This is a genomic window from Amycolatopsis sp. MJM2582 (assembly GCF_000754115.1).
Classification (GTDB): Bacteria; Actinomycetota; Actinomycetes; order Mycobacteriales; family Pseudonocardiaceae; genus Amycolatopsis; species Amycolatopsis japonica.
The window spans coordinates 85,625-110,587 of record NZ_JPLW01000001.1 but is presented as its reverse complement, the minus strand read 5'-3'; the positions used below and the strand labels follow the sequence as shown (position 1 = coordinate 110,587).

Here is a 24,963-nt window from a genome sequence, read left to right as displayed (position 1 = left end):
CCAGGTCAGCCCGCTTCCGGTCGAGAATCTCCAGCGTATCGCCAGTCGACATCACCCACTTCGCCCGCTTTCGCGGCACGACGCCCGACGACGAACACGTAAAGTAAGAAAGCGACCTCGGCGATTACTCCGATTCCTATCCTCGCCCAGGTCGGCAGGCCCGACGGCGTCACGAAACCTTCGATCACGCCGGAGATCAGCAGCACGACGGTGAGCCCCAGCGCCATCACCACGACCGACCGCCCTTGCTCGCCGAGCGCCGCCGTCCGGGAACGACGTCCCGGGTCGATGACCGTCCAGCCGAGTTTGAGCCCCGTCCCGGCCGCGACGAAGACCGCGGTCAGCTCCAGCAGGCCGTGGGGCAGGATCAGCCCGAAGAACACGTCGAGCCGTCCGGCCGACGACATCAGCGCCGCGCCGATCGCGAGGTTCAGGGAGTTCGCCCAGAGCGCGTAGATCACCGGGACGCCCAGCACCACGCCGAGGAACAGACAGGTCGCGGCCACCCAGGCGTTGTTGGTCCAGACGCGCGCGGCGAAGGAGCCCGCGGGGTCGGACGAGTAGTACGTCTCGTACTTCCCGCCCGGCGCGGTCAGGTCCTTGAACTCCTCTGGCGACGCCAGCGACGCGAGCACCTGCGGATCGCCGGCGATCCACACCGCCGCGATCGCCATCACCGCGATCGACGCCGCCGCCGACGCCAGCCACCAGCGACGGCTCAGGTACAGCGCCGCCGGGAACCGATGGGTGAAGAACAGGCCGACCTCGCGCCAGGCGGGACTGTGCGAACCGGTGACGGCCGAGCGCGCCTTCGCGACGAGGCCGGACAACTGCGCCACGAGCACCGGGTCGGGCGCGACCGAGCGGATGATCGAAAGATGCGTCGCGACGCGCTGGTACAGCGTCACCAGCTCGTCGGCGTCCGGGCCGCTGAGCTTCCCGGCGCGGCCGACGAGGTCGCGCAGCCGGTTCCATTCGGCCTGGTGCGCGGCGACGAACACGTCCACGTCCAACTCGGAGCCCTCCCGGCGATCGTCCTTGGTCGCCCAGCCTATTCGTCACTACGCTTGCCGGGTGGAACAAGAGTCCGAACTCGTCACCGGCGAGGCCGTCGTCCTGGACGTGCGCGCGGCGAAACTGGCCAGCCGCGGGCTCGCCATGATGCTCGACGTCGCCCTCCAGCTGATCGCCCTGGTCGTCGCGATGCTGGTGCTCAGCCAGGTCGCCGTCTTCGGCGACGAGGCGCTGGCACTGACGCTGTTCCTGGTGACCCTTGTGCTGATCATGGTCGGCTACCCGGTGATCTGCGAGACACTGAGCCGCGGCCGCACGCTCGGGAAGATGGCGCTCGGCCTGCGGGTGGTCCGCACCGACGGCGGCCCGGTGCGGTTCCGGCACGCGCTGGTCCGCGGGCTCGCCGGCTTCTTCATCGACTTCTGGGCGCTGGGCATGCTCGGCGTCGTGGCGGTGGTCACGTCGCTGCTGTCGCCCAACGGCCGCCGCGTCGGTGACTACCTCGCCGGCACGCTGGTGATCCGGGAACGCATGCCCGCGGCGCGGACGCCGTACGTCGGGATGCCGCCGCAGCTGGCGTACTGGGCTTCGCAGCTGGACCTGACCCGGCTGCCGAACGATCTTGCGCTGGCCGTCCGTCAGTACCTGAGCCGCACGAGCGAGCTTCGGCCCGAAGCGGCCGAAGCGCTCGGGTACGGGCTCGCGCAGCAGGTCGCGGCGGCGATCGGGACGCCGGTGCCGCCGGGGGTGCCGTCCTGGGCGTACCTGTCGGCGGTGCTGGCCGAGCGGCGGCAGCGGGATCAGGCGAAGCTGCAGCCGGCGGTCCAGTACGGGCCGCCTGTCGTGCGGTCCTATCCGCAGCCTGCCGCCCCCGCCCCGGTCGCCCAGCCGCAGCCGCCCGCGGAACCGGCCCCGGAAAACCCCTTCGCACCACCGAGCTGACCGGCGCCCGCTTTGTGCCTTTAAGTCCGGCTTCGCGGTGAGTCGTGAGTGGTAAAGAGGGTTAGAACGACAATCGCCACTCACGACCCACGCGGCCCAGGCCGGCACTCGCGCGTGACTGAGTGGACGGCACGTGTGATCAGACGGACGACACACGTGGCCAGACGGACGACACTCGCGCGGCCGGGGTGCCGCCTTGTGTCGTCCGCCTAGTCACGCGTGTCGTCCGTCCGGTCACGCGTGTCGTCCCGCTGATCACGCGAACCCGCCGCCGCACGCCTTCACGGACAGTCGCGAATCAGGAGACGTCGGCCGACTTCGCCGCCCACGTGTTGCACTGGAACATCCGGTTCTTCTGGGCGCCGTGCTGCCACCACGAGACGGCGTGCGCGTCGGAACCGTGGTCGCGCGGGCCGCCGTTGTGGTCGCCGCGGTCCTGTGTCTGCCAGGCGTCGCGGTACATCGCCTGATCGACCGACCCGCCGCGCCCCACCGTCGAACCCAGGAACGTCCCGGAGAGACACTGCGCCGAAAGCTCGTTGCGCCGCGACATCTCCAGGCCCGCCGCCGAGTCGGTGCCCGCTTCGTACCGTGCGTCCCAGTAGGCCTCCGAGATCCCCGAAAGCGCCTGGATGTGATGCGCGTACTCGTGGGCGAAGACCGCCAGATAGACCCCGGGCCGGTTGCCGTACTGAGGCACCTGAAGGCCTTCGTAGGGCATGTACAGCGTCTCGTTCTGTGAGCAGTAGAACGCCGCCACCGAGCCGCCGCTGGCGTCACCGCACGGGCTCGACCAGTTCTTGCCGGACGGGTACTTCACGGTCGGGACCCGGAACGGCAGTTTCGTGTAGTTCATGACCTGCTGCCAGACGCTGTCCAGGCACGGCCGCGCGCTTTCGAAGAATGCCGCCGCCGCGTCCGGGTTGTTCGCCCAGCGCGAGAGGTTGCACGGCTGGTTCGGCAGGCCGACTTCGTCGTCGAGCCACAGCGGGTTGTCCGCCAGCTTGTGGTGCGGTTGCGGGCCGGACGGGGCGCGGCTGGCGGACGTCTCCCGGGTCGAGCCGGTCGACGTCTCGCGTGTGCCGGTCGAGTCACGCGAACTGGTGGCCGTCGTCGTCGACGAAGCTGTATCGCTGGTCGTCGTGTAGTCCGAAGTGGAGGTTGTCGGATAGCTGGAGTAGCCGACGTCCGCGACGTGTTTCGACTTGCCGTTCGCGATGGTGATCACCATGAGCAGCCCGCCCATGACCGCCATCACGGCGACGATCGCGACCGCCGCGATCACCCCGCCGTTCGACTTCTTGGCTTGGTATCCGCCGTAGGGCGCGAAAGCGGGCTGAGCGAAACGCGGGCCGTACGGAAGCTGCGGCGGGCCGACGGCACCGGGCCGGAACGGGACCGGCGCGCCGATCTGCGGCGGCGGCAGCGGCGCCGCGCCCGGCGGGGGCAGCGGCATGCCACCGCTCGGCGGACCCGGCCGGAACGGCGGCGGAACCGGCGTCGGCCGGGAAATCGGCGGACGACCCGGCGGGACGGGACCCGGCCGGTTCGGCGGCGGCATCGGCGGGCCCCCGCGCGGTGGAAGCGGACGCGCTCCCGGCGGCGGGAGTGGTCGTCCGCCCTGTGGCGGAAGCGGTCGGCCACCCTGCGGCGGCCGGGGTGGCTGCCGTGGCGGTGGCGGAGTCGGCCGGCGCCGCGGATCAGGCGGGCCGGGCGGCTGCTGGTTCATCGAGTGGATCCCCCATGCGGTTCGGCAACGCCGTTCGCCCAGGTGGCGGATTCGGCGTTTCGGCGGTCAGCATAGATCGGCTGCCCTAGAGTGTGTGGCTGTGTTGACGAAATGGGGGACGGCGGTCGTGGCCGTCGCGGCGAGCTCGGCCTTGATGGCCCCGCCGTCGGATACGAACGTTCCGGAGGCGCCCGGAGCGGGCCCTTCGCTGACCAACGCGCCACAGCTGCCGAAGCCGCCGCCGCTGGGCGCGCGCGGCCAGCTCGGCCTGCTCCAGCCACCGAGCGGAGCGTCCGCGAACGTCGCGGTGAAGGTGGAACGCGACGGTTCGCTGTCGATCACCGAGCAGGTGACCGTCCCGGGTGGACAGCACCTGGTGCGCCGGATCCCGTTGAAGGTTCCCGCGGGTGAAGAGCAGGACCGCGTGTACGCGATCCGTGACGTCTCGGTCGAGGGCGCGGGCAAGACGGAGCCGAACGGCGAACAGCTGGTCGCCACCTTCGACGGCGGCGCGGCCACTCTCAAGTACAAAGTGGACGGTGCGGTCGCGGACGTCAACGGCGCGCAGCAGGTGCGCTGGCAGGTCGCGAGCGGCTGGGACGGCGAACTGTCCCGGGTGTCCGCTTCGTTCAGCGCGCCGACGCGCGAAACGCCCACAGTGGACTGTTTCGCCGGACCGCTCGGCTCGGACCGGCAGTGTTCGCTCGCGGAGACCGACCACAGCGGCGTCGTCCGCATCGAGCAGGACAAGCTCGCGCCGGGCGAACGGGTCGACCTCGCCGTCCAGCTGCCGGCGGGCACGGTGCCCGCGAACGCGCGGTTCGAGCAGATCGCCTCGGTCGGCGGCGCCTTCGCCCTCACCACCCTCGCCGGTATCGGATTCGGGGCGCTGGCCCTGTTCCTGATCCTCGGCGCGCTCGCCGTCTGGCTGCTGCGCCGCCGTGACCGGGGCGCGCTCGCCGCGGGCACCGGCCCGGTCGACGTCCTCATGCGGGAGGGCGATCGGGTCTCCTTCGCCTCGCCCGACGGTGTCCTGCCCGGACAGGTCGGGACGGTCGTCGACGAGACGGTCGACGTCGTGGACGTCAGCGGAACGGTGGTCGACCTCGCGGTCCGCAACTACCTGTGGATCGCCGAAGTCCGTGGTGCCGGCACGGTCGACTGGCAGATCGCGCGCCGCAACGCGCCGGACGAGCACCTCGCCGCCTTCGAGCGCGAGATCTACACCGCGCTCCTGCCCGAGGGCACCGATTCCGTGCTGCTGTCGGAACTCCGCGGCCGCGGCACCGTCGATCTCCGCGTCGCGGGCGAGGCGATGTACGCCGATGTCGTGCGCAAGGGCTGGTTCTCGCGGCGCCCGGACAAGGGCAAGAGCAAACTCACGTGGGCGGGTATCGGGCTGATCGCGCTCGGTCTCGTGGCCACCGTCGTCCTGACCTTCACGGCGGGCCACGCGCTGCTCGGTGTCGCGGTCGCGCTCGCCGGGGTCGCGACGCTGCTGGGCGCCTCGTGGGTGCCGCCGAGGACGACGCGCGGCAGGCGCCTGGTCGGCCAGGTACGCGGGCTGCTCGAATACCTGCACACCGTCAAGGTCGCCGACATTCCTTTGGGGGACCGGGAAATGGTGTTCTCCCGGTCGCTGCCGTACGCCATTGTGCTCGGCGACACCGAGCACTGGCTCCGGACGTTCGAGGGGCTCGACCCGTCGGCGGACGGTTCGGCCGGGCTGTACTGGTTCGGCGGCCTCGAAGGCGATCGGGATCTGCGCCGGTTCGCCGCGCATCTGCCGTCGTTCCTGTCCGCTTTGGACGGTCTGCTCGCCGAATCCGGGCATCTGCGTTCGCTGCGTCCGGAACCGGTTCCCGCCTGAGGTGAAGTACCGCATTCAGAGGACTAAATGCGTGCTGTTGCCGGTGCTTCTCCTGCTGGTGCTGGGTGCGGCACCGGCGGGGGCGCAGAGCGAACCGCAACTGCCCGCACTGCCGAACAGCGCGGAGATCTCGCTCAAGGTGGAACGCGACGGCGCGCTCACGGTCGTCGAGGCGGTGTCCGTGCCGAGCGAGGCGACGATGACCCGCCGGATCCCGCTCCGCACGGCCGCCCCGCGCGACCGCGACCGGATCATCGGCATCCGGGACGTCGTCATCGAGGGGGCGGGCAACGCCGAGCTGACCGATGACGAGTTCACCGTCAAGCTCAAGGGCGGCACCTCGATCGTCCGGTACACAGTGGACGGTGCGGTCGCCGAAGCCGACGGCCTGACCCGGGTGAGCTGGCAGCTCGCGGGCGGCTGGGACGCCCGGCTCGAACTCGTGCGGGCGAGCTTCGCCGCGCCGGCCATCCCGAACGCGGTCTCCTGTTACGCCGGGCCCGAGGGGTCGCGCGCGCACTGCGCGACCGCCCAGATCGCGCATTCCGGGCTGACCCGGTTCAGCCAGCAGAACCTCGCGCCGGGGCAGCGGATGGAGATCTCCGTCGAACTGCCCGGCGGCACCGTCCCGGCGAACGCGCGGCTGGAGCCGTCGAAGACCTTCGCCGGGGCGTTCGTGCTCACTGCCCCGGTCGGCTGGGCCTGGGGTGGCTTCGCCCTCGTGCTGATCGCGGCCGCCGTCGGCCTGGCCCTCCTGCGAAGGCGAGACAGGCACCCGGGCGATGCGCTCCCGGTCCGCTTGCTCACCGGGAAGGCGTTCTCGTCACCCGATGGCGTGCTCCCCGGACAGGTCGGGACCGTCCTCTCGGGCCGCGCCGACGCCGTCGACCTGGCCGCGACGGTCGTCGACCTCGCCGTCCGGAACTACCTCTGGGTGAGCGAGGAGCCCGGCGAGCTGACCACCTGGCGGCTCGTCCGCCGCAATCCGCCGGACGAGCAGCTGACCGACTACGAACGCGCCGTGTTCGACCTCCTCCTGCCCGGCGAAAGCGAGTCGGTGCGGTTGTCGGAGATCCAGGCCGCGCGGATCGGCGTCGAATCGGTGCGGGAGGCGCTGGACGACAGCGTCGTCGAGCGCCGCTGGTATTCGCGTCTGCCGGGCAGGCTGACCCGCGTCGGCCTGCGGATCTGCCTCTACGGCCTGTTCCTCACCGTCCTGCTGGCCTTGACCGTCGGCTACGCCCAGCTCGGGCTGATCGTCATCGCCGCGGGCGCGGTACTCGCCGTCGCCGCCCGGTGGCTGCCGGTGCGCACCGGCGCCGGCGTCGTGCTGCACCGGCGGCTGCTCGGCGTCCGCGAGGCGCTGCTGGCGACCAAGGCGAAGGACGTTCCGAAGCTCGAACGCGAGGTGCTCCTTTCCCGGGCGCTGCCGTACGCGCTCGCTCTCGGCGAACAAGAACGGTGGGTCGCCGGATTCGCCGAACTGAAGGGTCCGCCCAAGATCTACTGGTACGGCAAGGAAGACGACGGCGAGGTCCCGATCGCGCGGGTGAGCGACTTCACCGCCGCACTGGTGGGAACCTTCGCCGCGACCCGCCAGGGTCGTCGCCTGGAGGCCTGAGTAGCCCGTAGGGTGGTGCGCATGGCCGATCCCGAGCTTGTCCGATTCACCCTCGACAACGGTCTGCGCGTGGTGCTCGCGCCCGACGCGACCGCTCCGGTGGTGGGTGTCAGCGTCCACTACGACGTGGGCTTCCGTTCCGAGCCCGAAGGGCGCACCGGTTTCGCGCACCTCTTCGAGCATTTGATGTTCCAGGGGAGCGAGAGCTTGGAGAAGCTCGCGCACTTCCGGTACGTCCAGTCGAGTGGTGGCAGCTTCAACGGCTCCACCCATCCGGACTACACGGACTACTTCGAGGTCCTCCCCGCGGCGGCTCTCGAGCGCGCCCTGTTCCTCGAAGCGGACAGGATGCGGGCGCCGAAGCTGACGCAGGAGAACCTGGCCAACCAGATCGACGTGGTCAAGGAGGAGATCCGCCTCAACGTGCTGAACCGGCCGTACGGCGGGTTCCCGTGGATCCTGCTCCCGCCGGTGCTGTACTCCACGTTCCCCAACGCGCACAACGGTTACGGCGGTTTCGAGGATCTCGAACAGGCCACCTTGGACGACTGCGCGGCCTTCTTCGACACCTACTACTCGCCCGCGAACGCGGTGCTGACCGTCGCCGGTGACTTCACCGTCGACGAGGCCCGCGAGCTGATCGAGAAGCACTTCGGCGACGTTCCGCACCGGCCCGCGCCGCAGCGTCCGTCGTTCGCCGAGCCCGCCCCGGAGGGCGAGCTGCGCGGCGAGCACGTGGACCCGCACGCCCCGCTGCCCGCGGTCGGCGTCGGCTACCGCATGCCGGACCCGATCAACGACCTCGACGGCTACCTGGCGAACCTCGTGCTCGCCGGCGTGCTGACCGACGGCGACGGCTCCCGGCTGCAGCAGCGGCTGGTGCACCGCGAGCCGCTGGTCGTCGACATCGGCGCGGGCGCCGGGCTCTTCGGCCCGTTCGAGGCGCGCGATCCGGACACGTTCACCATCACCGCGATCCACCCGCACGAGGTGAGCACCGACCAGGTCCTCGCCGCGCTGGACGAGGAACTGGAGAAGCTGGCGGCCACGCCGCCGGAGGACCAGGAACTCAAGAAGGTCACCGCGCGCTGGGCCGCGAGCCTGCACTCCGAGCACGACAAACTGGTGTCCCGCACGCTGGCGCTCGGCTCGTTCGAGCTGCTCTACGGCGACGCGTCGCTGGTGTACCGGCTCGCCGAGAAGATGTCGGCGGTCACCGCGGAAGCCGTTTCGGCGGCGGCGAAGGCGCTGCGGCCGGACTCGCGGGCCGTCCTCGTCGTCCGCCCCGGCAGCGCCGATTCCGAGCAGGCTGATTCCGATCAGGAAGGTTCCGAGCAGTGAGCGCACCGCACCGCACCGCCGAGGAGATCGGCCGCACGGCCGCCGGGCCGCGTCCGGTCCCGTCGCTGGGGACGCAGCGCGCCGCCGCGGATCTGTCCCATGTGGACACCACGCTGAGCAACGGCCTGCGGGTGCTCGCCGTCCGCAAGCCCACCGTGCCGCTGGTCGAGCTGCGCGTCTGGATCCCGTTCGCCGGTGAGGACAAGCTGCACCCGGCCACCGCCGAGGTACTGGCCGAAACCCTGCTGACCGGCACCGCCCGGCGCGACCGCATCGAGATCGACGCGGATCTGGCGCTGATCGGCGGTGACCTCGCCTCCGGCGTCGACCCGGAGCGCCTCGTCGTCACCGGCACCTCGCTGGCCGACGGCCTCCCGACGATGCTCGACGTCCTCGCCGACGCGCTCACCGGTGCGTCGTACGCGGACGCCGAGGTCGAGCGGGAACGCGAGCGGCTCATCGAGCGGATCGCCGTGTCCCGCACGCAGCCGAGGACGATCGCCCGTGAGGCGCTGCAGAAGCACCGCTACGGCGACCACCCCGCCGTGCGCGAGGTCCCGCAGGCCGAAGACGTTGCCGTCGTGACGCCCGAGCAGGTTCGCGCGCTGCACCGGGCTTCGGTGCTGCCGCGGGGATCCGTGCTGGTGATCGTCGGCGACATCGACCCCGAGACCGTCATCGGCGACCTGGAGAAGGCGTTCGGCGGCTGGGCTTCGGACCGTTCCGCCGTCCGCCTGCCCCCGCTGCCCGACCTCGTCGGCGGCAATGTCCTGCTGGTGCCGCGGGCCGGTGCCGTGCAGTCGCAGATCCGGCTGTCCGCGCAGACCGTATCGCGTACGGACCCGCGGTATCCGGCGCTGCAGCTGGCGAACCTCGTCTACGGCGGGTACTTCTCCTCGCGGCTGGTCGAGAACATCCGTGAGGACAAGGGTTACACCTACAGCGCGCACTCCGGATTCGAGTTCACCGACCAGACCGCCGTGGTGAACGTCGACGCGGACACCGCGACCGACGCGACCGCCGCCGCGCTCATGGAGACGCGGTACGAGCTGGCCAGGCTCGGTCTCGTGCCGCCGACCGCCGAAGAGGTCGAGTCGGTGCGCCAGTACGCGATCGGTTCGCTGGTCACGGCCGCGTCGTCGCAAGGCGGCCTGGCCGCTCAGCTGTCCGCGCTCGCCGCGACCGGGCTGGGCGTCGAATGGCTCGCCGGGCATCCGGAGCGTCTCGCCGCCGTCACCGCCGAAGACGTCGCGAACGCCGCGCTGGAGTTCTTCGCGCCCAAGCGGTTCACCGGTGTCGTCGTCGGCGACGCGGACGTCCTCGCGCCGAAGCTGACGGCGCTCGGCGACGTGACCGTCGGGGAGCCCTCCTGATGGAGACGCCGTTCGGGTTAGGGGCGCTCCCGACGCTTTCGCGCTCCACGGCGGACCGTCAGGAATCCTTGCGCACCAACCCGGACAGGCTCGCCGAGCGCTGGCCGAACGCCCGGATCGTGCTGCTCGACGAGCACGCGCGCACCCCGGTGGTGGAGGGTTCCGGCAGTCTCGCGACCCGCAAGTCGCAGGAGTTCGGCACCGAGCCGCCCGCCGAGGCGGTCTTCCTGGGGGAGTGGCAGGGCACCGACTACTGGTCGATGCCCGGCCGCCCCGCCGGCGAGACAGAGACCGTCGAGATGGCGGGCAGCTGGGGCGTCGTGGAACAGGTCGCCCGGCACGAAGGTGAGATCTGGGTCGACCTGCGTGGCTACGGCGACCTGCTCGACGACACGTCGGCCGGGCTGTTCACCACCGCGCAGGCGCTGCAGGCCTGGCGGCGGCAGGCGAAGTTCTGCACGCGCTGCGGAAGCCCGACCGAGCTGATCCAGCTGGGCTGGGCGAGCAAATGCACCGGCTGCGGCCGGGAGGAGTACCCGCGCACCGACCCGGCCGTGATCTGTCTCGTGCACGACGACGCCGGTGTCAACGGCGAACACGTCCTGCTGGCCCGGCAGCCGATCTGGCCGCCGGACCGGTACTCGATCCTCGCCGGTTTCGTCGAGGCGGGGGAGTCGCTCGAAGGCTGTGTCGAGCGGGAGATCCGCGAAGAGGTCGGCGTCGAGGTGCGCGACGTGCGGTATCTCGGTAGCCAGCCGTGGCCGTTCCCGCGGTCGATCATGCTCGGCTTCACCGCGCGGGCGGACATCTCTTCGACGATCGTGCCCGCCGAGGGCGAGATCGAAGAGGCGTTCTGGGTTTCGCGCGAGGAGGTGCGGGCCGCTTTCGCGAACAGTCAGCTGCGGAACGCGGGCGCCGTGCCGACCCCGATCGCCGGCGGGACGCGGCAGCTGGTGCTGCCGGGGAACTCGTCGATCGCGCGGGTGATGCTGGCGGCCTGGGCCGGGGTCTGACAGCCGACGGGTAGCAAGGGACCTTTGCTACCACTTTTCCGACTCGTTCCGTGAAGGCCTCCTTGAGGGACTCTGGGTCCCTCAAGGAGGCCTTCACGTGCTCACGCGATCGCGTTGTTGACGGCCGTGACGATCTCGTCGGGATCGTCGACCGTGAGCACGAGCCGGTTGAAGTCCTCGGCCTCGTCGAGGGTGATGACGACCGTGCGGTCGAACCCGGAGACGTTCCAGAACTGCCGGTCGCCGTCGGCGTGAAAGGTGCCGGAGAGTTTGCCGGGGATCCGGAGACCCGGTCCGCGCCAGCCCTTCGGCTCGTCGCGCATCCCCGGATCGTGGGTCGCGCCGCGTACGTGGGCGAGCGGGATTTCGAGCCGCCGGGTGAACGACCAGACCTTGTCGATCCCCACGGGTTCGACCACGAGCCGGTCGCCGCTGATGGTGACCCGGTTGTTGCTCATGCCTTTTCTCCTTCGTCGTCGATGGCCCGCACGCGGGCGCGGGCCAGCAGCCGTCGTCCCAGCTGGTCGGGCGTCGTCCCGAGGTCCTGGATGACGGCCCGGGCACGGGCGCGCAGCCGCTCGTCGGTGGGCGCCAGTTCGAGCAGCGCGACCAGCAGGATGTCGAGCTGCTCGTCGCGGTCCGCGGTGACGTGTTCCAGCACCCGGGCGAACAAGCCGTGCTTGCTGCCGAACGCGCCGTACAGGCTTCCCCGGTGAACTCCTGTCGCCTCGACGAGGTGATCGACCGAAGTCGCGTTGTATCCCCGCTGCCGGAAAACCGCCGCCGCGGCTTCGATCGCTGTCGTCTCGTCGAACTGGCGTGGTCGGGCCATGAGTTTGAGAATAGTCATTCAAGAATGACCAGTCAAGAACTCGTGGCGAATGTTGGTGATTCGCCCTCAAGGCGGCTTCGTGCCCGCTATTCTCCTGCTGTCCGTTTTCAGGACCATCGAGTTAGGACACTGGGGAAACCATGAAGAACACCTTGCGGCGGTTCGCCGTCGCCGGAGCCGCTGTCGCGGCCTTCGCCTCGATCAGCGCCGTGACCGCGGGAGCGGCGCAGGCCTCGGACTACGAGTACTTCGGTTCGTACAGCCAGGAGGACTGCGGAATCACCGGTCACCATGGCCAGATCGCCGGGGACTGGAACGGGTGGATGTGCTATCCCTCGCCCACGTTCCCCTGGGTGTACGACCTGTACGTGCAGCCCAACTTCTGATCCACCGCCGCGTCGCCGAAGGGCCGCCCGGGAGGCCTCGAACCTCCTGAGCGGCCCTTCGTCGTCTGGTGCGGACCACTCACCAGGCAGGTCCGCTCGAACGGCCACCCTCCGCGCCGGTACGTATACCCGCTGTGCGGCACACGGCAAGCGTTACCTCCCCGTTTCCCGACCCCGTTGACGGCTGTGGCTCGGCTCACTACAGTCCCCGGAAACCGTCTGTAAAGTTTCCTAACGAAGTCGGGAGTGAACTCCAGTGCGAGCCGGCAGTCCGCGAATGCTGCGCGAGATCAACGATCGCGCGGCCATCGAGGTCCTCCTCAGGGAGGGCCCGCTGACGCGCTCCGAGCTCGAAGTCGCGATCGGCCTGTCCAAGCCCGCGACGGCGCAGCTGCTCACCCGTCTCGAACAAGACGACGTCGTCACCAAGGCCGGTGTCCGCGGTGGCGGCCGTGGTCCGAGGGCGCAGCTCTGGCAGGTCAACGGCGGCGTCGCCTACGTCGCGGCCGTGGACCTGACCCCGCAGACGGCCGACTTCGTCGTTTCCGACGTCACGGGCGCGGTGCTCGCCGAGTACCAGGTCCCGCTGCCGGTCCACGAGGGCGCGGACGTCGTCGGCACTTTCGGCGCGGCGCTCACCCACGTCGCGAACAGCGCCGGGCTCGCCGCCACCGATCTCCGCCACGTCGTCATCGGCGCGCAGGGCGCGTTCGACCCGCGCACCGGTCTGCTCTCCTCCGCGCCGCACATCCCCGGCTGGCTCGGGTTCGACGTGCCGAGCAGGCTCAGCCGGGAGCTCGGCGTCGAGGTCACCATCGAGAACGACGTCAACCTCGTCGCGATCGTGGAGATGACGGTCGGCCAGGCCGTCGGGCTCGACGACTTCGTGATGATCTGGCTCAGCGACGGCGTCGGCGGTGCGGTGGTGGTCGGCCGCAGGCTGTTGCGCGGCGCGACCGGCGGTGGTGGCGAGATCGACTGGATGCGTGTCCCCGATCCGGTTTCCGTTGCCACGGCGAAGAAGAAGACCCGCGAGGGAGATCGTTTCGGCGACCTCGTCGCGTCGCCGGCCGTCGTCGAGCTGGCCGCCGCGCACGGCTTCGAGGCCGAGACCGGCGCGGACGCCGTCGCGAAAGCCCGCGAAAACGGCAACGAAGCCTTCCTCGACGACCTCGCCCGCCGTGTCGCGGGCGGAGCGGCCAGCCTGATCGCAGTCGTCGACCCCGAACTCGTGCTGCTTTCCGGTGACACCAGCCGGGCCGGTGGTGACGAATTCGCCGCGCTGGTCGCGAAAAGGCTGCACGAACTGGTCTTGCCCCGCACCCCCGTCGGGGTCGCTTCGGTGCAGGGCAACGCGGTCCGCGCGGGCGCCCTCCAGTCGGCGCTCGCCACCGTGCGCAGGGACGTCTTCGGCGTCAACACCCCTTCGCTCCTCGGGCCGAGACGGTCCGGGGCGGGAGAGCCGAACCCGATCGTGGCTATCCCGGATTCACGAACAGAACCACCGTCTCCCGCCCCAACCAACTAGGAGGAGGGTCATGAGTTCCACGACCCAGGTTCGGAGAAGCGGCCGCCGTTGGCGCGGCTCGATAGTGCTCGGCGCGGTCACCGTCGCCGCGCTGGTGTCCGCCTGTTCGGGCGCCGCAAGCGGCCCGAACGGCGGGTCGGGCGACGCGGCGGCCGCCCCGGCCGCGGACGCGAAGCTCACGCTGACCGTCTACAGCAAGTTCACCGACCGTGAGTACAACGTGGTCACCGCCGGGCTCAACAAGCTCAAGGCGAAGTTCCCGAACATCGAGATCAAGCACGAAGGCCAGCAGGACGACGACAAGATCACCCAGTCCATCCGCGGTGGCAACCCGCCGGACGTGGCGATCTCGTTCTTCACCGACAACCTCGGCGCGTGGTGCTCGACGGGCAGCTTCCAGGATCTCAAGCCCTACATCGACCGCGACAAGATCGATCTGAACCAGATCCCGGACGCCGTCCGCAGCTACACCGAATACCAGGGCAAGCGCTGCGCCATGCCGCTGCTCGCCGACGTCTACGGCTTCTACTACAACAAGGACATGTTCGCGGCGAAGGGCATCACGTCACCGCCGAAGACGACCTCGGAACTGTTCGAGGCCACCAAGAAGCTGACCGAGTTCAACCCGGACGGCTCCATCAAGGTCGCCGGTTTCCTGCCGTCGATGCCGTTCTACGCCAACATGGCGCAGTACTGGGCCCCGAACTTCGGCGCGACCTACATCGGCCCCGACGGCCAGTCGCACCTCGCCGACAGCCCCGAGTGGAAGGCGATGTTCGACTTCCAGAAGCAGCTCGTGGACTTCTACGGCGGGCACGCCAAGGTCGAGCAGTTCAAGGCCGGTCTCGGCGAGGAGTACTCGGCGGACCACGGTTTCCAGCGCGGCAAGCTCGCGATGATGATCGACGGCGAGTACCGCACCGCGTTCATCAAGGACCAGGCGCCGGAGCTCAAGTTCGGCACCGCGGCCCCGCCGGTGCTCGACAGCAAGCCGGACCGGTACGGCGGCGCGTTCACCACGGGCACGATCATCGCGATCCCCAAGGGCGCCAAGAACCCCGGCGCGGCTTGGGAACTGATCAAGCAGGTCACCCTCGACACCTCGACGCTGGTCGACCTGTCGAACGGCCTGAAGAACGTCCCGAGCACCAAGGCCGCGCTGACCGACCCGAAGCTCGAGGTCACGCCGGAGTTCAAGACGTTCCTCGATCTGTACAACGGCGGAAAGCTCATGCCCAACCCGTCGACCCCGATCGGTGACGCGCACCTCAAGGCCGTCAACGACTTCGCGGAGAAGTGGCAGGCGGGCAACGTCCCCGACATGATCGCGGGACTCAAGCAGGTCGACGCTCAGATCAACGACGAGCTGGCCCAGAAACGCGCCGGCGGCTGATCGCATGACTTCGACCCTGGATTCCAGGGCGGTCGCCTCCCCTTCCGCGTCCACCCGGACGCGGAAGGGGAACGCAGCGCGCCGCCGTCGCACCGTCTTCTACTTCATCGCACCGGCGACCCTCGGGTTCCTGATCTTCTTCGGGTACCCGCTGATCGCCACGGTGTACTACTCGTTCACCCGCTACGACCTGATCAACGCGCCCGAGTTCATCGGCTTCGACAACTACATCCGCATGTTCACCAGCGAAGCGCTGGTCGGCACCGCCGCGTACAACACGTTGTGGCTGGTGATCGTGCTGACGTTCTGCCGGGTCGTGTTCTCGCTCGGCGTGGCGTCGATCATCTCGCGGCTGAAGTCGGGCGTCGGCCTGGTGCGGACGCTCTGCTACCTGCCCTCGCTGGCCCCGCCCGCCGCGGCGACCCTGGCGTTCGTGTTCCTGTTCAACCCGGAATACGGCCCGGTCAACGCGTTCCTGCGGGCGGTCGGCATCGACGGCGGCCTGTGGTTCAACGATCCGGCGATGTCGAAGCCCGCGCTGACCCTGCTGGTGATGTGGGGTTCGGGCGAGCTGATGATCATCATCCTGGCGGCGCTGCTCGACGTGCCGCAGGAACAGTACGAGGCCGCCGAACTCGACGGCGCCGGGCCGGTCCGCCGGTTCTGGCACGTCACGCTCCCGTCGATCTCGCCGGTGCTGCTGTTCGGCATCGTCAACTCGATGATCTTCGCGTTGCAGTTCTTCACGCAGGCGATCGTCGCGGGATCGGCCGCCGCGGGCGCGGCCGACGTCGCGGGCAACACGAGATTCATCGGCGCACCACAGAATTCGACGCTGACCTATCCGGTTTGGCTGTACGTCCAGGGTTTCCGGTACTTCAACATGGGTTACGCGGCGGCGATGGCGGTCCTGCTGTTCATCGTCTCGGCCGGGTTCACCTGGATCCTGGTCCGGCAGCTGCGCAAGACCCAGCATCAGGAGGAGGGCGGATGACCACACTGGCCGAGCCCCGGCACACCGCCCCGGCATCCGAACCGCCGAAGGTGCGGGTGCGGCGCCAATGGGACAAGAAGCTGTACTGGATCGCGACGCACAGCGTGGGCATCGCGATGGGCGTGATCTTCATGCTGCCCATCCTGTTCGTGTTCCTCACCGCGGTGATGTCCAGTGATCAGGCGCTTTCGTCGAACTTCTGGCCGAAGGAATGGCACTTCGAGAACTTCATCGAGGTGTTCGAAAAGGCGCCGCTGCTGCAGTATTTCGGCAACAGCATCCTGTATTCGACGCTGGCCACCTTCGGGGCGCTCGTTTCGGCGATCCCGGCGGCGTACGCGCTTTCGAAGCTGAAGTTCCGCGGGCAGAACCTGTTCTTCATGCTGACCATGGCCGCGATGATGCTGCCCCCGCAGGTCACCGTCGTCCCGTTGTACGACCTGTGGGTGCGGCTCGGGTTCACCGGGACCCTGGTTCCGCTGATCGTGCCGTACTTCTTCTTCGACGCGTTCTCGATCTTCCTGCTGCGGCAGTTCTTCCTCACCATTCCGAAGGACTACCTCGAAGCCGCGAAGATCGACGGCTGCAACGAGTTCCAGGCGATGGTCAAGGTGCTGATCCCGATGGCGAAGCCGGGGATCGCGGCCACCGCGATGTTCTGCTTCCTGTTCACCTGGAACGACTACTTCGGTCCGCTGCTCTACACCGGTGAGACCCGCGACAGCTGGCCGCTCTCGCTGGCGATCGCGTCGTTCCGCGGGATGCACCACGTGGAATGGAATCTCACCATGGCGGCCACCGCGCTGATCATGCTGCCGGTGATCGTGCTGTTCGTGTTCGCGCAGAAGTCCTTCGTCAAGGGCATCACATTCACAGGGGTCAAGGGATGAAACTGGCAGTCGTCGGTGGTGGGTCCACTTACACGCCCGAGCTGATCGACGGGATCGCCGGACGGCGGTCCACTTTGGACGTCGACGAGATCGTGCTGATCGATCCGGACACGTACCGGGTGGAGGCGGTCGGGGACTTCAGCAACCGGTTGCTGGGCCACGCCGGGCATCCGGCGCGGGTCCGCACCACGTCGAGCCTCGAAGAGGGCGTCGACGGCGCGTCGGCGGTGCTGATCCAGTTGCGGGTCGGCGGGCAGCGCGCCCGCCGCGGGGACGAGACGTTCCCGCACGCCTGCGGCTGTGTCGGACAGGAGACCACGGGCGCGGGCGGCCTCGCGAAGGCGCTGCGCACCGTGCCGGTGGTACTCGACATCGCCGACCGGGTCCGCAAGATCGCCGGGGACGACACGTGGATCGTCAACTTCACCAACCCCGTCGGCATCGTCACGCGGGCGCTGCTGAACGAGGGCCACCGCGCCGTCGGCCTCTGCAACGTCGCGATCCACCTCCAGCGCACCTTCGCGCATCTGCTCGGTGCCGGGATCGACGACGTCAAACTCGTCCACACCGGACTGAACCACCTGAGCTGGGAACGGAAGGTGCTCGTCAACGGCGAAGACCGCCTGCCGGAACTGCTGGCGGAGCACGCGGAATTCCTCGGCGAGCACGTCACCGCGCCCGTCGAGTGGATGCGGCGGATGAACGTCGTGCCGTCGTACTACCTGAAGTACTACTACGGGCACGACGAGCAGGTCGCGAAGCAGCGCACCGAGCGGCCGCGCGCGGACGTCGTGAGCGACGTCGAGGAGGAGCTGCTCAAGGTGTACCTCGACCCGGAGGTGGTGACCAAACCGGAGCAGCTGGAAAAGCGGGGCGGCGCCTACTATTCCGAGGCCGCGGTGCAGCTCGTGCACGCGCTCACCTCGGGTGGCCCCGCCGAAGAGCACGTCGTCAACGTCCGCAACGAAGGCACTTTCGACTTCCTGCCGGACGACGCCGTCATCGAGGTGCCGTCCCTTGTGGACGGAAAGGGTCCGCGCCCGATCGCGCAGCCGCCCGTGGAGCAGCGGTTCGCCGGGCTCATCGCCGGGGTGACCGCCTACGAGCATCTCGCGCTGGAGGCGGCGATCAAGGGCGGCCGGGACCGGGTGGCCGACGCGTTGCTCGCGCATCCGCTGGTCGGCCAGTACACCAAGGCGGATCGGCTCGCCGACTCGCTGGTGCAGATCAATCGTGAGTTCCTGCCGTGGGCGGGGGCATGACGGCCGGCTCACAGGACGTCGTCGTCGCGATCGACGGCGGCAACAGCAAGACCGACGTCCTGATCGTCTCGCGGGACGGACGGGTGCTCGGGCAATCGCGAGGACCGGGTGCTTCCCCGCAGAACATCGGGGTCGACGGCAGCGTCCAAGCGTTGGAGAAGCTGGTCCTGGAAGCCCTTCGCGGGGCAGGGCTTCCCGACGAACGTCCTTTCGCGACACATACGTCGGCCTATCTCGCGGGGCTGGATTTCCCGCGGGAGGAAGAGATCCTGCACGCCGCGCTGGCGGCACGCGGCTGGAGCGACACCCTGATCGTCGGCAACGACACGCTCGCGCTGCTGCGTGCGGGCAGTTCCGACGGGACGGGCGTGGCGGTGGTGTGCGGTGCCGGGATCAACGGTGCCGGCGTCAGCGCCGACGGCCGTGAACACCGGTTTCCCGCGCTGGGCAAGATCTCCGGTGACTGGGGCGGCGGCTACCGGCTCGGCGAGGAGGCGCTGTGGTGGGCCGTCCGCGCCGAGGACGGCCGCGGCCCGGGTACGGCTCTGCAAGCTGCTGTCACCGCGCATTTCAAGGCGTCGTCCGTGCTGGACGTGGTGCAGCGCCTGCATTTCCAGGATCTGCACTCCGATTCGATCCACGGCCTGTGCCCGCTGCTGTTCGCCGTCGCGGCGGACGGCGACGAGGTGGCGCAGGACGTGGTCGACCGGTTCGTCGAAGAGGTCGCGCTGCTGGTCTCGGTCATCCTGCGGCGGCTCGAACTCACCGAGGAGGCACCCGAAGTCGTCCTCGGCGGGGGAGTGCTGACCGGGGTCGGCGCGCAGGTGATCGCGGAAATCGAGCGGCGGTGCCTGAAAGTGGCGCCGCGGGCGTCGATCCAGGTGGTCGACGTGGCGCCCGTGGTCGGTGCGGCGCTGTTCGCGCTGGACACCATCGGCGCTTCTGCTTCCGCGAAGGCCTCTCTGAAGGCCGCGACCAAACGGGTCTGAAAGTCCGTGAAGGCCTCCTTCCCTACCTTGAGCATAGGGAAGGAGGCCTTCACGGACATCGGCTCAGGAAGCGGCGGGGACGAGCGGCTCGTCCGTCTCCAGCAGCGTCTTGAGGTCCGACAGGATCCAGGCCCAGCCACCGCCGGCGTTCTCGCCCGGTCCGGCGTTGATGTCCTCCTGCGAGCCGTTGACCAGGGCGGCCGTCGTCGGCGCGTCGGTGACGTCGTGGGTGACGGTCAGCCGGGTGCCCGCGGTCTTCGTCTCTTCGATCTCGTAGGTCAGCTTGGTGTACGGCTCCTTGTCGAAGGCGGGATCCATCCGCAGTTTCCAGGTGATGACCAGCTTGCGTGGCGGATCCACCTCCAGGACCTCACCGTCGACCAAGTCGTTGGTGAAACCCGCTTCGACGTATTCGGGCGTCGGATGGGTGGCGTGCTTGCCGCCCGGCCGCAGGTCGAAGTCGACGAGGCCGGTGTAGCCGTACTTCCGTGACCACTCGGGCTTCGTGATCGCGTCCCAGATCTTCTCCGGGGTGGCCTTGATGTAGACGCGGTAAACCTGGGTGTCGGTCATGAGGGCTCCTCGGTCTCGAGTTCGGCTTTGAGGTCGAGCAACGCGGTCACGTTGCGCTCCGTGAACTTGTCGATCCACCTGTCGTGGATCTGCCGGATCGGCACCGGGTTGAGGAAGTGCTTCTTCTCCCGGCCCTCCTTGCGCGTGACGACAAGTCCGGCTTCTTCCAGCAGTTTCAAGTGCTTCATCACGCCGAACCGGCTCATGTCCACTTCGGACTCGAGTTCGGTCAGCGTGCGGCCGTCACGCGCGAACAGCTGGTCGAGCAGGAACCGGCGAGTCGGATCCGCCAGGGCCTTGAAAACCAGGTCGTCGTCGGGCACGTCGGAAGAATAGGTGACTAAAAGGTCACGTGTCAAGCCGGACCTACAACAAGGCACCCAGCGGCAGGATCAGCGCGATCGCGACCACCGAGATCACCGTCTCCATGATCGACCAGCTCTTCAGCGTCTGCCCGACCGAAAGCCCGAAGTACTCCTTGACCAGCCAGAACCCGGCGTCGTTGACGTGGGAGAAGAACAGCGAACCGGCGCCGATCGCCAGCACCAGCAGCGCGCTGTGCGACGGATCCATGGTCGCCGCGAGCGGCGCCACGATGCCCGCGGCGGACACGGTGGCGACCGTCGCCGAACCGGTGGCGAGCCGGATCGCGACCGCGACCAGCCAGCCGAGCAGCAGCGGCGACAGGTTCGCGCCGGTGGCCAGGCTGGTGATGACGTTGCCGACCCCGGCGTCGACGAGGGTCTGCTTGAACCCGCCGCCCGCGCCGACGATGAGCAGGATGCCGGCGATCGGCGGCAGCGAATCGGCCACAGTGGACGAAAGCTTGTCCCGCGTGAAGCCGGCGGACTTGCCCAGGGTGAGCATGCCGAGCAGCACCGCGGCGAGCAAGGCGACCAGTGGGTCGCCGATGAAGTCCAGCACGCGGCGGAGGTGGTTCTCCTTCGCCAGCAGGATGTCCGCGAGCGCCTTGCCCATCATCAGCACGACCGGCAGCAACACCGTCGACAGCGTCGCGAGGAAACCGGGACGTCGTCCGTCCGAAGAGGACGATTCCGGGACGAGCCGCTCCGGCGCGACGGCGTCCGGGACCATCTTCGCGGCCAGCCTGCCGAACAGTGGCCCGGCGATGATCACCGTCGGGATCGCGACGAGCAGGCCGAAGGCCAGGGTGAGGCCGACGTTCGCGTTCAGCGCGCCCGCGGCGGCGAGCGGGCCGGGGTGCGGCGGGACGAGACCGTGCAGCACCGAAAGCCCGGCGAGCGCGGGGATGCCCAGCATCAGCAACGGTTTCCCGGTGCGCTTGGCGACCAGCAGGATCACCGGGATGAGCATGACCAGGCCGATCTCGAAGAACATCGGCAGCCCGATCAGCGCGGCGACCAGCGCCATCGCCCACGGCAGGGCGCGGTCGCCCGAGCGGCGCAGGATGGTGTCGACGATCTGGTCGGCGCCGCCGGAGTCGGCGAGCAGTTTGCCGAGCATCGCGCCGAGCGCGATCAGCACGCCGACCGACGCGACGGTGGAGCCGACGCCGGAACTGAAGCTCTTGATCAGCTTGTCCACCGGCATGCCGCCGACGAGCCCGAGTACGCCGGAGCCGAGGATGAGGGCGAGGAACGGATGCTGCTTCGCCTTGGTGATCAGGACGACGATCACGGCGATGGCGAGCACCGTCGCGCCGATGAGGCGGGTGTCGTGTCCGGTCCAGGCGGCGGCGAGGGTGGTGGTCATCAGCGGTCCTTGAAAACGGAAAGGGCGGTTTCGACGATCTCTTCCGGCTTCTTCGCGATGTCGGCGACGAGGCCGTGCTCGTCCGGACGCAGCGGTTCGAGGTCGGCGAGCTGGGAGTCCAAAAGGGACACCGGCATGAAGTGGCCGGAGCGGGTCTTCATCCGATCGGCGAGCAGGTCGCGGTCGCCGTGGAGGTGCAGGAACCAGACTTTCCCGCCGCCACGCAGGATGTCGCGGTAGCGATACTTGAGCGCGGAAGACGTCACGACGCCGCCGGAGCACTGGTGGTCCCGGATCCAGGTGGCGATGGCCTCGAGCCAGGGTTGCCGGTCTTCGTCGTTCAGCGGGTGGCCGGAGCTCATCTTGTCGATGTTCGCCTTCGGATGGAACGTGTCCGCTTCGGCGTAGTCGACGCCGAGGCGTTCGGCGAGTGCCGTGCCCACGGTCGTCTTGCCCGAGCCGGAAACGCCCATCACCACGATGACGGTCATCCGTACCTCCCACGTCGTTGTAGCCGGGACGAGTACAGCTCAAAAGTACTACTTAAGCAACATCAAGTACTACTTAATCGAGTCAGAACGTTAGAGTCGCCTGGTGGGCAACGATAGGCATGCCGAGGTGCTCGACGCGCTCGGCTCCGCGATCGCGAACGGGGAGCTCCCGCCGGGCTCCGTACTGCGCTCGGAGGAGCTCCAAGAGCGGTTCGGCGCCTCTCGCACGGTGGCGCGCGAGGTGGTGCGCGTCCTCGAAACGATGTGCCTGACCAGCAGCAAACGCCGGGTCGGGGTGATCGTGCGCGAGCCGAGCGAGTGGAACCATTACGACCCGAGATTGCTCCGCTGGCAACTCGACGGCTCCGAGCGCAAGACCGCGCTGCGCACCCTGACCGAACTGCGTTCCGGGGTGGAACCGTGCGCCGCCCGGTACGCCGCGCTGCGGGCGACGCCGGAGGAGGGCGGTCGCCTCCGGGCGTTGGCGAAGCGGCTTGAGGAGACAGCGCACCGGCGAGATCTCGACACCTTTCTCGGGCACGACGTCGCTTTCCACGATCTGCTGCTGTCCTCGTCGCGGAATCCGATGTTCGCCCAGCTTTCGGCGGTCGTCGCCGAGGTGCTCGCCGGGCGGACCGGCCACGGCCTGATGCCGGAGGAGCCACAGCCCGAGGCCGTCGCGCTGCACGTCGAGGTCGCGGTGGCCGTCGACGCCGGTGACCCTGACCGGGCCGAACGTGCGATGCGGGACATCGTCATCCAGGCGCGTGACGAGATGGCCGTCCTTCTGGACGGATGATCTTCGAGTAATCTCTGCAGGTCTTCGAGGGATACTGCATGCAGGGGGCGACGGTGAGCGCGGCACGCGCGATCGGCTTGGTGTTGGGGGTGGCCGCGGACGGGGCGATCGGGGACCCCCGGTCGCGGCGTCCGGTGACGGCGTTCGCCAGGGCGGCTTCGGCGGTGGACGCGAAGGTCCGGTCGAAACACCCGATGGCCGGGGTCCTGTGGACCGGCGGCCTCGCGGGCTCCGCCGTACTGGCGGGCGTGCTCGCCGAGCGAGCGGGACGGCGCAGCCCCGTCCTGCAGGCGACCACGACCGCGGTGACCACCTGGGCCGTCCTCGGCGCCGCCGGCCTGGCCGCGCACGGCACCTCACTGGCCCGAGATCTCGAAGAAGGCGAACTCGAGACCGCGCGCGGCACACTGTCCACACTGGACCCGCGAGTCGCCGACGACCTCGGCGTCATCGGCCTCTCGCGCGCTTCGGTGGAAACCCTCGCCGAGAACACCGCGGACGTCGTCGTCGCGCCGCTGGTGTGGGGAGCGCTGGCCGGCGTCCCCGGCCTGCTCGGCTCGCGCGCGATCAGCCTGCTGCGCGGCATCGGCCGCGGACGCCCCGAGCGGTACCGGTGGCTCATCGCCCGGCTGGATGAAATCGTCCATCTCGTGCCCACGCGGGTCGCGGCCGGGCTGACCGTGCTCGCGGCCCCGGTCGTCGGCGGTTCGGCGGGCGGCGCGTGGCGGGCGTGGCGGCGGGACACCGCCGCGCACCCGAGCCCGAACGCCGGCCGCGTCGAGGCCGCTTTCGCCGGGGCGCTGGAGATCAGGGTCGGCGGGCGGACGGTGTACCCGCACGGGGTCGAGGAACTGCCGGTGCTCGGCATCGGGCGCAACCCGGACGCCGGGCACGTGACGCGGGCCGTGGAGCTCTCGCGGGTAGTCGGGTGGCTGGGCGCGATCAGCTCGGTGGTGCTGGCGGGTCTCGTCGGGCTGCGGCGACGGCGCTGACCTGCGCTTTCCCGGCGGCGGGGGAGCAGGGGACCTTTGCTACCACCCGGCCCCTGACCTGCGGAAAGGGAGCAAGGGACCTTTGCTACCACTTGGGGCGGGGGGTGTGTGGATATAGGGACGTTGAGTGTCCCTTTATCCACACACCCCTTACTCCGCGTGGTGACCGTGTGGATTTTGTTGCGTTGGGTGACCCGAAATCCACACGGTCCTCGTGCAGGGGGAGCAGGGGACCTTTGCTACCACTTGGCCTCTGACCTGCGGAAGGGAGCAAGGGACCTTTGCTACGGCGGGGTCACTGTGTGGATTTTGGGACGTTAGATGTCCCGAAATCCACACAGTGACCGCGGGCAGTCCTGGCTGGGCGACGGGCGGGGAAGCAAGGGACCTTTGCTACCACTTGGGGCGGGGGGTGTGTGGATATAGGGACGTTGAGTGTCCCTGTTTCCACACACCCCTTACTCCGCGTGGTGACCGTGTGGATTTTGTTGCGTTGGGTGACCCGAAATCCACACGGTCATCGCGCAGGGGAGCAAGGGACCTTTGCTACCGCTCCCGCTGAGCCAACCGCGCCCGCACCTCCGCGTCCATCGGCCCATCGCGTCGCGCGAGCTCGGCGTCGATCCGTGACCGGTCGGCCGGCTGCTTGTTGCCGCCGAACTTGAACTTCGCCCGCACCCCGGTCACGGTCAGTTCGACCCCGCGGATGCCGGGGAGCAGCCGCTTGTCCGGCGCCTCGGTCGCGCTCACCGCCGACCTGCCCGAACCGGGCTCGAATCGCGCGAGCTGCCGGTCCAGGAGCGCGGCCTTCTCCGCGGCGTCGTCGATCAGCCGGACGTCGCATTCGAGCTGGACCGACGAGTAGTACGACGTCGGCACGCCGTGCGGCGGGTCGGCCGGGGTGTTCCAGTCGGAGCGGATGTAGGTGTGTTCGTCGATCACTGCGAGCAGCGCGCGCGGGTGTTCCTCCAGCAGCGGCCAGACCGGGTTCGGACGCGCGAGGTGCAGCAGGACCGTCTGGTCGCCGTCGTAGGCGAAGTGCACCGGGTTGACGATCGGCAGGTCGCGGCCCACGCCGCCGGCGATCAGCTGGCCGAAGTCGTGCGTCGAGAGCCAAGTCCGCCATTCGGCGTCGTCGTGGGCGGCGTCCCACGGGTGAATCAGCATGCCCGAAGCGGAACACGGAGAAATGGACCT

General features: G+C 69.2%; 24 protein-coding genes. 15 read left to right on the top strand and 9 right to left on the bottom strand.

Annotated features, from left to right (window positions below; all coding sequences use genetic code 11):
• Positions 1-5: 5 nt before the first annotated feature.
• The gene (locus tag ED92_RS00455; RefSeq protein WP_037332025.1) at positions 6-1,013 is read right to left on the bottom strand and encodes a stage II sporulation protein M; all 1,008 of its coding nucleotides are present in this window, start codon (positions 1,011-1,013) and stop codon (positions 6-8) included.
• A gap of 61 nt (positions 1,014-1,074) precedes the next feature.
• Here ED92_RS00455 and ED92_RS00450 point away from each other — a divergent pair, with 61 nt between their 5' ends.
• The gene (locus tag ED92_RS00450) at positions 1,075-1,956 is read left to right on the top strand and encodes an RDD family protein (RefSeq protein ID WP_037332022.1); all 882 of its coding nucleotides are present in this window, start codon (positions 1,075-1,077) and stop codon (positions 1,954-1,956) included.
• A gap of 298 nt (positions 1,957-2,254) precedes the next feature.
• Here the strand turns inward: ED92_RS00450 and ED92_RS00445 are convergent, their stop codons facing one another.
• Entirely contained in the window at positions 2,255-3,517 is a 1,263-nt protein-coding gene (locus tag ED92_RS00445; RefSeq protein ID WP_052120193.1) for a neutral zinc metallopeptidase, read from the bottom strand.
• 268 nt (positions 3,518-3,785) lie between these two features.
• Here ED92_RS00445 and ED92_RS00440 point away from each other — a divergent pair, with 268 nt between their 5' ends.
• Genes ED92_RS00440 through nudC form a run of 5 tightly spaced genes read left to right on the top strand, consistent with a single transcriptional unit; the run spans position 3,786 to position 10,903 of the window.
• Positions 3,786-5,555, top strand: coding sequence for a DUF2207 domain-containing protein (locus tag ED92_RS00440; RefSeq protein WP_235213167.1), 1,770 nt, complete (start codon positions 3,786-3,788; stop codon positions 5,553-5,555).
• A gap of 34 nt (positions 5,556-5,589) precedes the next feature.
• Complete coding sequence (locus ED92_RS00435) at positions 5,590-7,176, top strand: DUF2207 domain-containing protein (protein ID WP_152610852.1); 1,587 nt, start codon at positions 5,590-5,592, stop codon at positions 7,174-7,176.
• 21 nt (positions 7,177-7,197) lie between these two features.
• Positions 7,198-8,517: a pitrilysin family protein gene (locus ED92_RS00430; RefSeq protein WP_037332018.1), complete on the top strand. Its 1,320-nt coding sequence runs from the start codon at positions 7,198-7,200 to the stop codon at positions 8,515-8,517.
• The gene (locus ED92_RS00425; RefSeq protein WP_037332017.1) at positions 8,514-9,890 is read left to right on the top strand and encodes a pitrilysin family protein; all 1,377 of its coding nucleotides are present in this window, start codon (positions 8,514-8,516) and stop codon (positions 9,888-9,890) included. Before ED92_RS00430 ends, ED92_RS00425 begins: the two co-directional genes overlap by 4 nt.
• On the top strand, positions 9,890-10,903 hold the full coding sequence (nudC, locus tag ED92_RS00420) for an NAD(+) diphosphatase (protein ID WP_037332016.1): 1,014 nt from the start codon (positions 9,890-9,892) through the stop codon (positions 10,901-10,903). Before ED92_RS00425 ends, nudC begins: the two co-directional genes overlap by 1 nt.
• A 101-nt stretch (positions 10,904-11,004) precedes the next feature.
• On the opposite strand, the gene ED92_RS00415 is transcribed toward nudC, so the two are convergent.
• Positions 11,005-11,361: a hypothetical protein gene (locus tag ED92_RS00415; RefSeq protein WP_037332014.1), complete on the bottom strand. Its 357-nt coding sequence runs from the start codon at positions 11,359-11,361 to the stop codon at positions 11,005-11,007.
• Positions 11,358-11,735: a TetR/AcrR family transcriptional regulator gene (locus ED92_RS00410; protein WP_052120191.1), complete on the bottom strand. Its 378-nt coding sequence runs from the start codon at positions 11,733-11,735 to the stop codon at positions 11,358-11,360. The genes ED92_RS00415 and ED92_RS00410 overlap by 4 nt, the downstream gene beginning before the upstream one ends.
• Positions 11,736-11,875: 140 nt before the next feature.
• Here ED92_RS00410 and ED92_RS00405 point away from each other — a divergent pair, with 140 nt between their 5' ends.
• The 7 genes from ED92_RS00405 to ED92_RS00375 all read left to right on the top strand — a co-directional run bounded on the left by ED92_RS00405 (position 11,876) and on the right by ED92_RS00375 (position 19,177).
• Entirely contained in the window at positions 11,876-12,121 is a 246-nt protein-coding gene (locus ED92_RS00405) for a hypothetical protein (RefSeq protein WP_016331544.1), read from the top strand.
• 277 nt (positions 12,122-12,398) lie between these two features.
• Positions 12,399-13,649: an ROK family transcriptional regulator gene (locus ED92_RS00400; protein ID WP_037332012.1), complete on the top strand. Its 1,251-nt coding sequence runs from the start codon at positions 12,399-12,401 to the stop codon at positions 13,647-13,649.
• Positions 13,650-13,659: 10 nt separating this feature from the next.
• A complete protein-coding gene (locus ED92_RS00395) occupies positions 13,660-15,042 on the top strand; it encodes an extracellular solute-binding protein (protein ID WP_037332011.1) in 1,383 nt (460 codons plus the stop codon).
• A gap of 4 nt (positions 15,043-15,046) precedes the next feature.
• Positions 15,047-16,036 carry a carbohydrate ABC transporter permease gene (locus ED92_RS00390; protein ID WP_037332010.1) on the top strand — a complete coding sequence of 330 codons (990 nt, stop codon included), beginning with the start codon at positions 15,047-15,049 and terminating at the stop codon, positions 16,034-16,036.
• The gene (locus ED92_RS00385) at positions 16,033-16,926 is read left to right on the top strand and encodes a carbohydrate ABC transporter permease (protein ID WP_037332009.1); all 894 of its coding nucleotides are present in this window, start codon (positions 16,033-16,035) and stop codon (positions 16,924-16,926) included. The genes ED92_RS00390 and ED92_RS00385 overlap by 4 nt, the downstream gene beginning before the upstream one ends.
• Entirely contained in the window at positions 16,923-18,188 is a 1,266-nt protein-coding gene (locus tag ED92_RS00380; RefSeq protein WP_037332007.1) for a 6-phospho-beta-glucosidase, read from the top strand. Before ED92_RS00385 ends, ED92_RS00380 begins: the two co-directional genes overlap by 4 nt.
• Positions 18,173-19,177 carry an N-acetylglucosamine kinase gene (locus ED92_RS00375; protein ID WP_037332006.1) on the top strand — a complete coding sequence of 335 codons (1,005 nt, stop codon included), beginning with the start codon at positions 18,173-18,175 and terminating at the stop codon, positions 19,175-19,177. Before ED92_RS00380 ends, ED92_RS00375 begins: the two co-directional genes overlap by 16 nt.
• A 63-nt stretch (positions 19,178-19,240) precedes the next feature.
• Here ED92_RS00375 and ED92_RS00370 read toward each other — a convergent pair whose 3' ends face one another.
• Genes ED92_RS00370 through ED92_RS00355 form a run of 4 tightly spaced genes read right to left on the bottom strand, consistent with a single transcriptional unit; the run spans position 19,241 to position 21,975 of the window.
• Positions 19,241-19,750: an SRPBCC family protein gene (locus ED92_RS00370; RefSeq protein ID WP_037332003.1), complete on the bottom strand. Its 510-nt coding sequence runs from the start codon at positions 19,748-19,750 to the stop codon at positions 19,241-19,243.
• Positions 19,747-20,073 carry a helix-turn-helix transcriptional regulator gene (locus ED92_RS00365; protein WP_016331552.1) on the bottom strand — a complete coding sequence of 109 codons (327 nt, stop codon included), beginning with the start codon at positions 20,071-20,073 and terminating at the stop codon, positions 19,747-19,749. Before ED92_RS00365 ends, ED92_RS00370 begins: the two co-directional genes overlap by 4 nt.
• A gap of 43 nt (positions 20,074-20,116) precedes the next feature.
• The gene (locus ED92_RS00360) at positions 20,117-21,484 is read right to left on the bottom strand and encodes a gluconate:H+ symporter (protein WP_037332001.1); all 1,368 of its coding nucleotides are present in this window, start codon (positions 21,482-21,484) and stop codon (positions 20,117-20,119) included.
• Positions 21,484-21,975: a gluconokinase gene (locus ED92_RS00355; protein ID WP_037331999.1), complete on the bottom strand. Its 492-nt coding sequence runs from the start codon at positions 21,973-21,975 to the stop codon at positions 21,484-21,486. The genes ED92_RS00360 and ED92_RS00355 overlap by 1 nt, the downstream gene beginning before the upstream one ends.
• 103 nt (positions 21,976-22,078) lie before the next feature.
• Here ED92_RS00355 and ED92_RS00350 point away from each other — a divergent pair, with 103 nt between their 5' ends.
• On the top strand, positions 22,079-22,774 hold the full coding sequence (locus tag ED92_RS00350; protein ID WP_016331555.1) for a FadR/GntR family transcriptional regulator: 696 nt from the start codon (positions 22,079-22,081) through the stop codon (positions 22,772-22,774).
• 38 nt (positions 22,775-22,812) lie between these two features.
• Complete coding sequence (locus ED92_RS00345) at positions 22,813-23,766, top strand: CobD/CbiB family cobalamin biosynthesis protein (RefSeq protein ID WP_200882656.1); 954 nt, start codon at positions 22,813-22,815, stop codon at positions 23,764-23,766.
• A gap of 546 nt (positions 23,767-24,312) precedes the next feature.
• Here ED92_RS00345 and ED92_RS00340 read toward each other — a convergent pair.
• Entirely contained in the window at positions 24,313-24,933 is a 621-nt protein-coding gene (locus ED92_RS00340) for an FMN-binding negative transcriptional regulator (RefSeq protein WP_037331997.1), read from the bottom strand.
• Between the last annotated feature and the right edge of the window lie 30 nt (positions 24,934-24,963).

Bases quoted from the DNA above. Each gene is read 5' to 3' on its own strand.
- ED92_RS00445 (WP_052120193.1), bottom strand. From the start codon at position 3,517: ATGCCGCCGCCGAACCGGCCGGGTCCCGTCCCGCCGGGTCGTCCGCCG.
- ED92_RS00430 (WP_037332018.1), top strand. From the start codon at position 7,198: ATGGCCGATCCCGAGCTTGTCCGATTCACCCTCGACAACGGTCTGCGC.
- nudC (WP_037332016.1), top strand. From the start codon at position 9,890: ATGGAGACGCCGTTCGGGTTAGGGGCGCTCCCGACGCTTTCGCGCTCC.
- ED92_RS00415 (WP_037332014.1), bottom strand. From the start codon at position 11,361: ATGAGCAACAACCGGGTCACCATCAGCGGCGACCGGCTCGTGGTCGAA.
- ED92_RS00410 (WP_052120191.1), bottom strand. From the start codon at position 11,735: ATGGCCCGACCACGCCAGTTCGACGAGACGACAGCGATCGAAGCCGCG.
- ED92_RS00405 (WP_016331544.1), top strand. From the start codon at position 11,876: ATGAAGAACACCTTGCGGCGGTTCGCCGTCGCCGGAGCCGCTGTCGCG.
- ED92_RS00400 (WP_037332012.1), top strand. From the start codon at position 12,399: ATGCTGCGCGAGATCAACGATCGCGCGGCCATCGAGGTCCTCCTCAGG.
- ED92_RS00395 (WP_037332011.1), top strand. From the start codon at position 13,660: ATGAGTTCCACGACCCAGGTTCGGAGAAGCGGCCGCCGTTGGCGCGGC.
- ED92_RS00390 (WP_037332010.1), top strand. From the start codon at position 15,047: ATGACTTCGACCCTGGATTCCAGGGCGGTCGCCTCCCCTTCCGCGTCC.
- ED92_RS00385 (WP_037332009.1), top strand. From the start codon at position 16,033: ATGACCACACTGGCCGAGCCCCGGCACACCGCCCCGGCATCCGAACCG.
- ED92_RS00380 (WP_037332007.1), top strand. From the start codon at position 16,923: ATGAAACTGGCAGTCGTCGGTGGTGGGTCCACTTACACGCCCGAGCTG.
- ED92_RS00370 (WP_037332003.1), bottom strand. From the start codon at position 19,750: ATGACCGACACCCAGGTTTACCGCGTCTACATCAAGGCCACCCCGGAG.
- ED92_RS00360 (WP_037332001.1), bottom strand. From the start codon at position 21,484: ATGACCACCACCCTCGCCGCCGCCTGGACCGGACACGACACCCGCCTC.
- ED92_RS00355 (WP_037331999.1), bottom strand. From the start codon at position 21,975: ATGACCGTCATCGTGGTGATGGGCGTTTCCGGCTCGGGCAAGACGACC.
- ED92_RS00345 (WP_200882656.1), top strand. From the start codon at position 22,813: ATGCAGGGGGCGACGGTGAGCGCGGCACGCGCGATCGGCTTGGTGTTG.
- ED92_RS00340 (WP_037331997.1), bottom strand. From the start codon at position 24,933: ATGCTGATTCACCCGTGGGACGCCGCCCACGACGACGCCGAATGGCGG.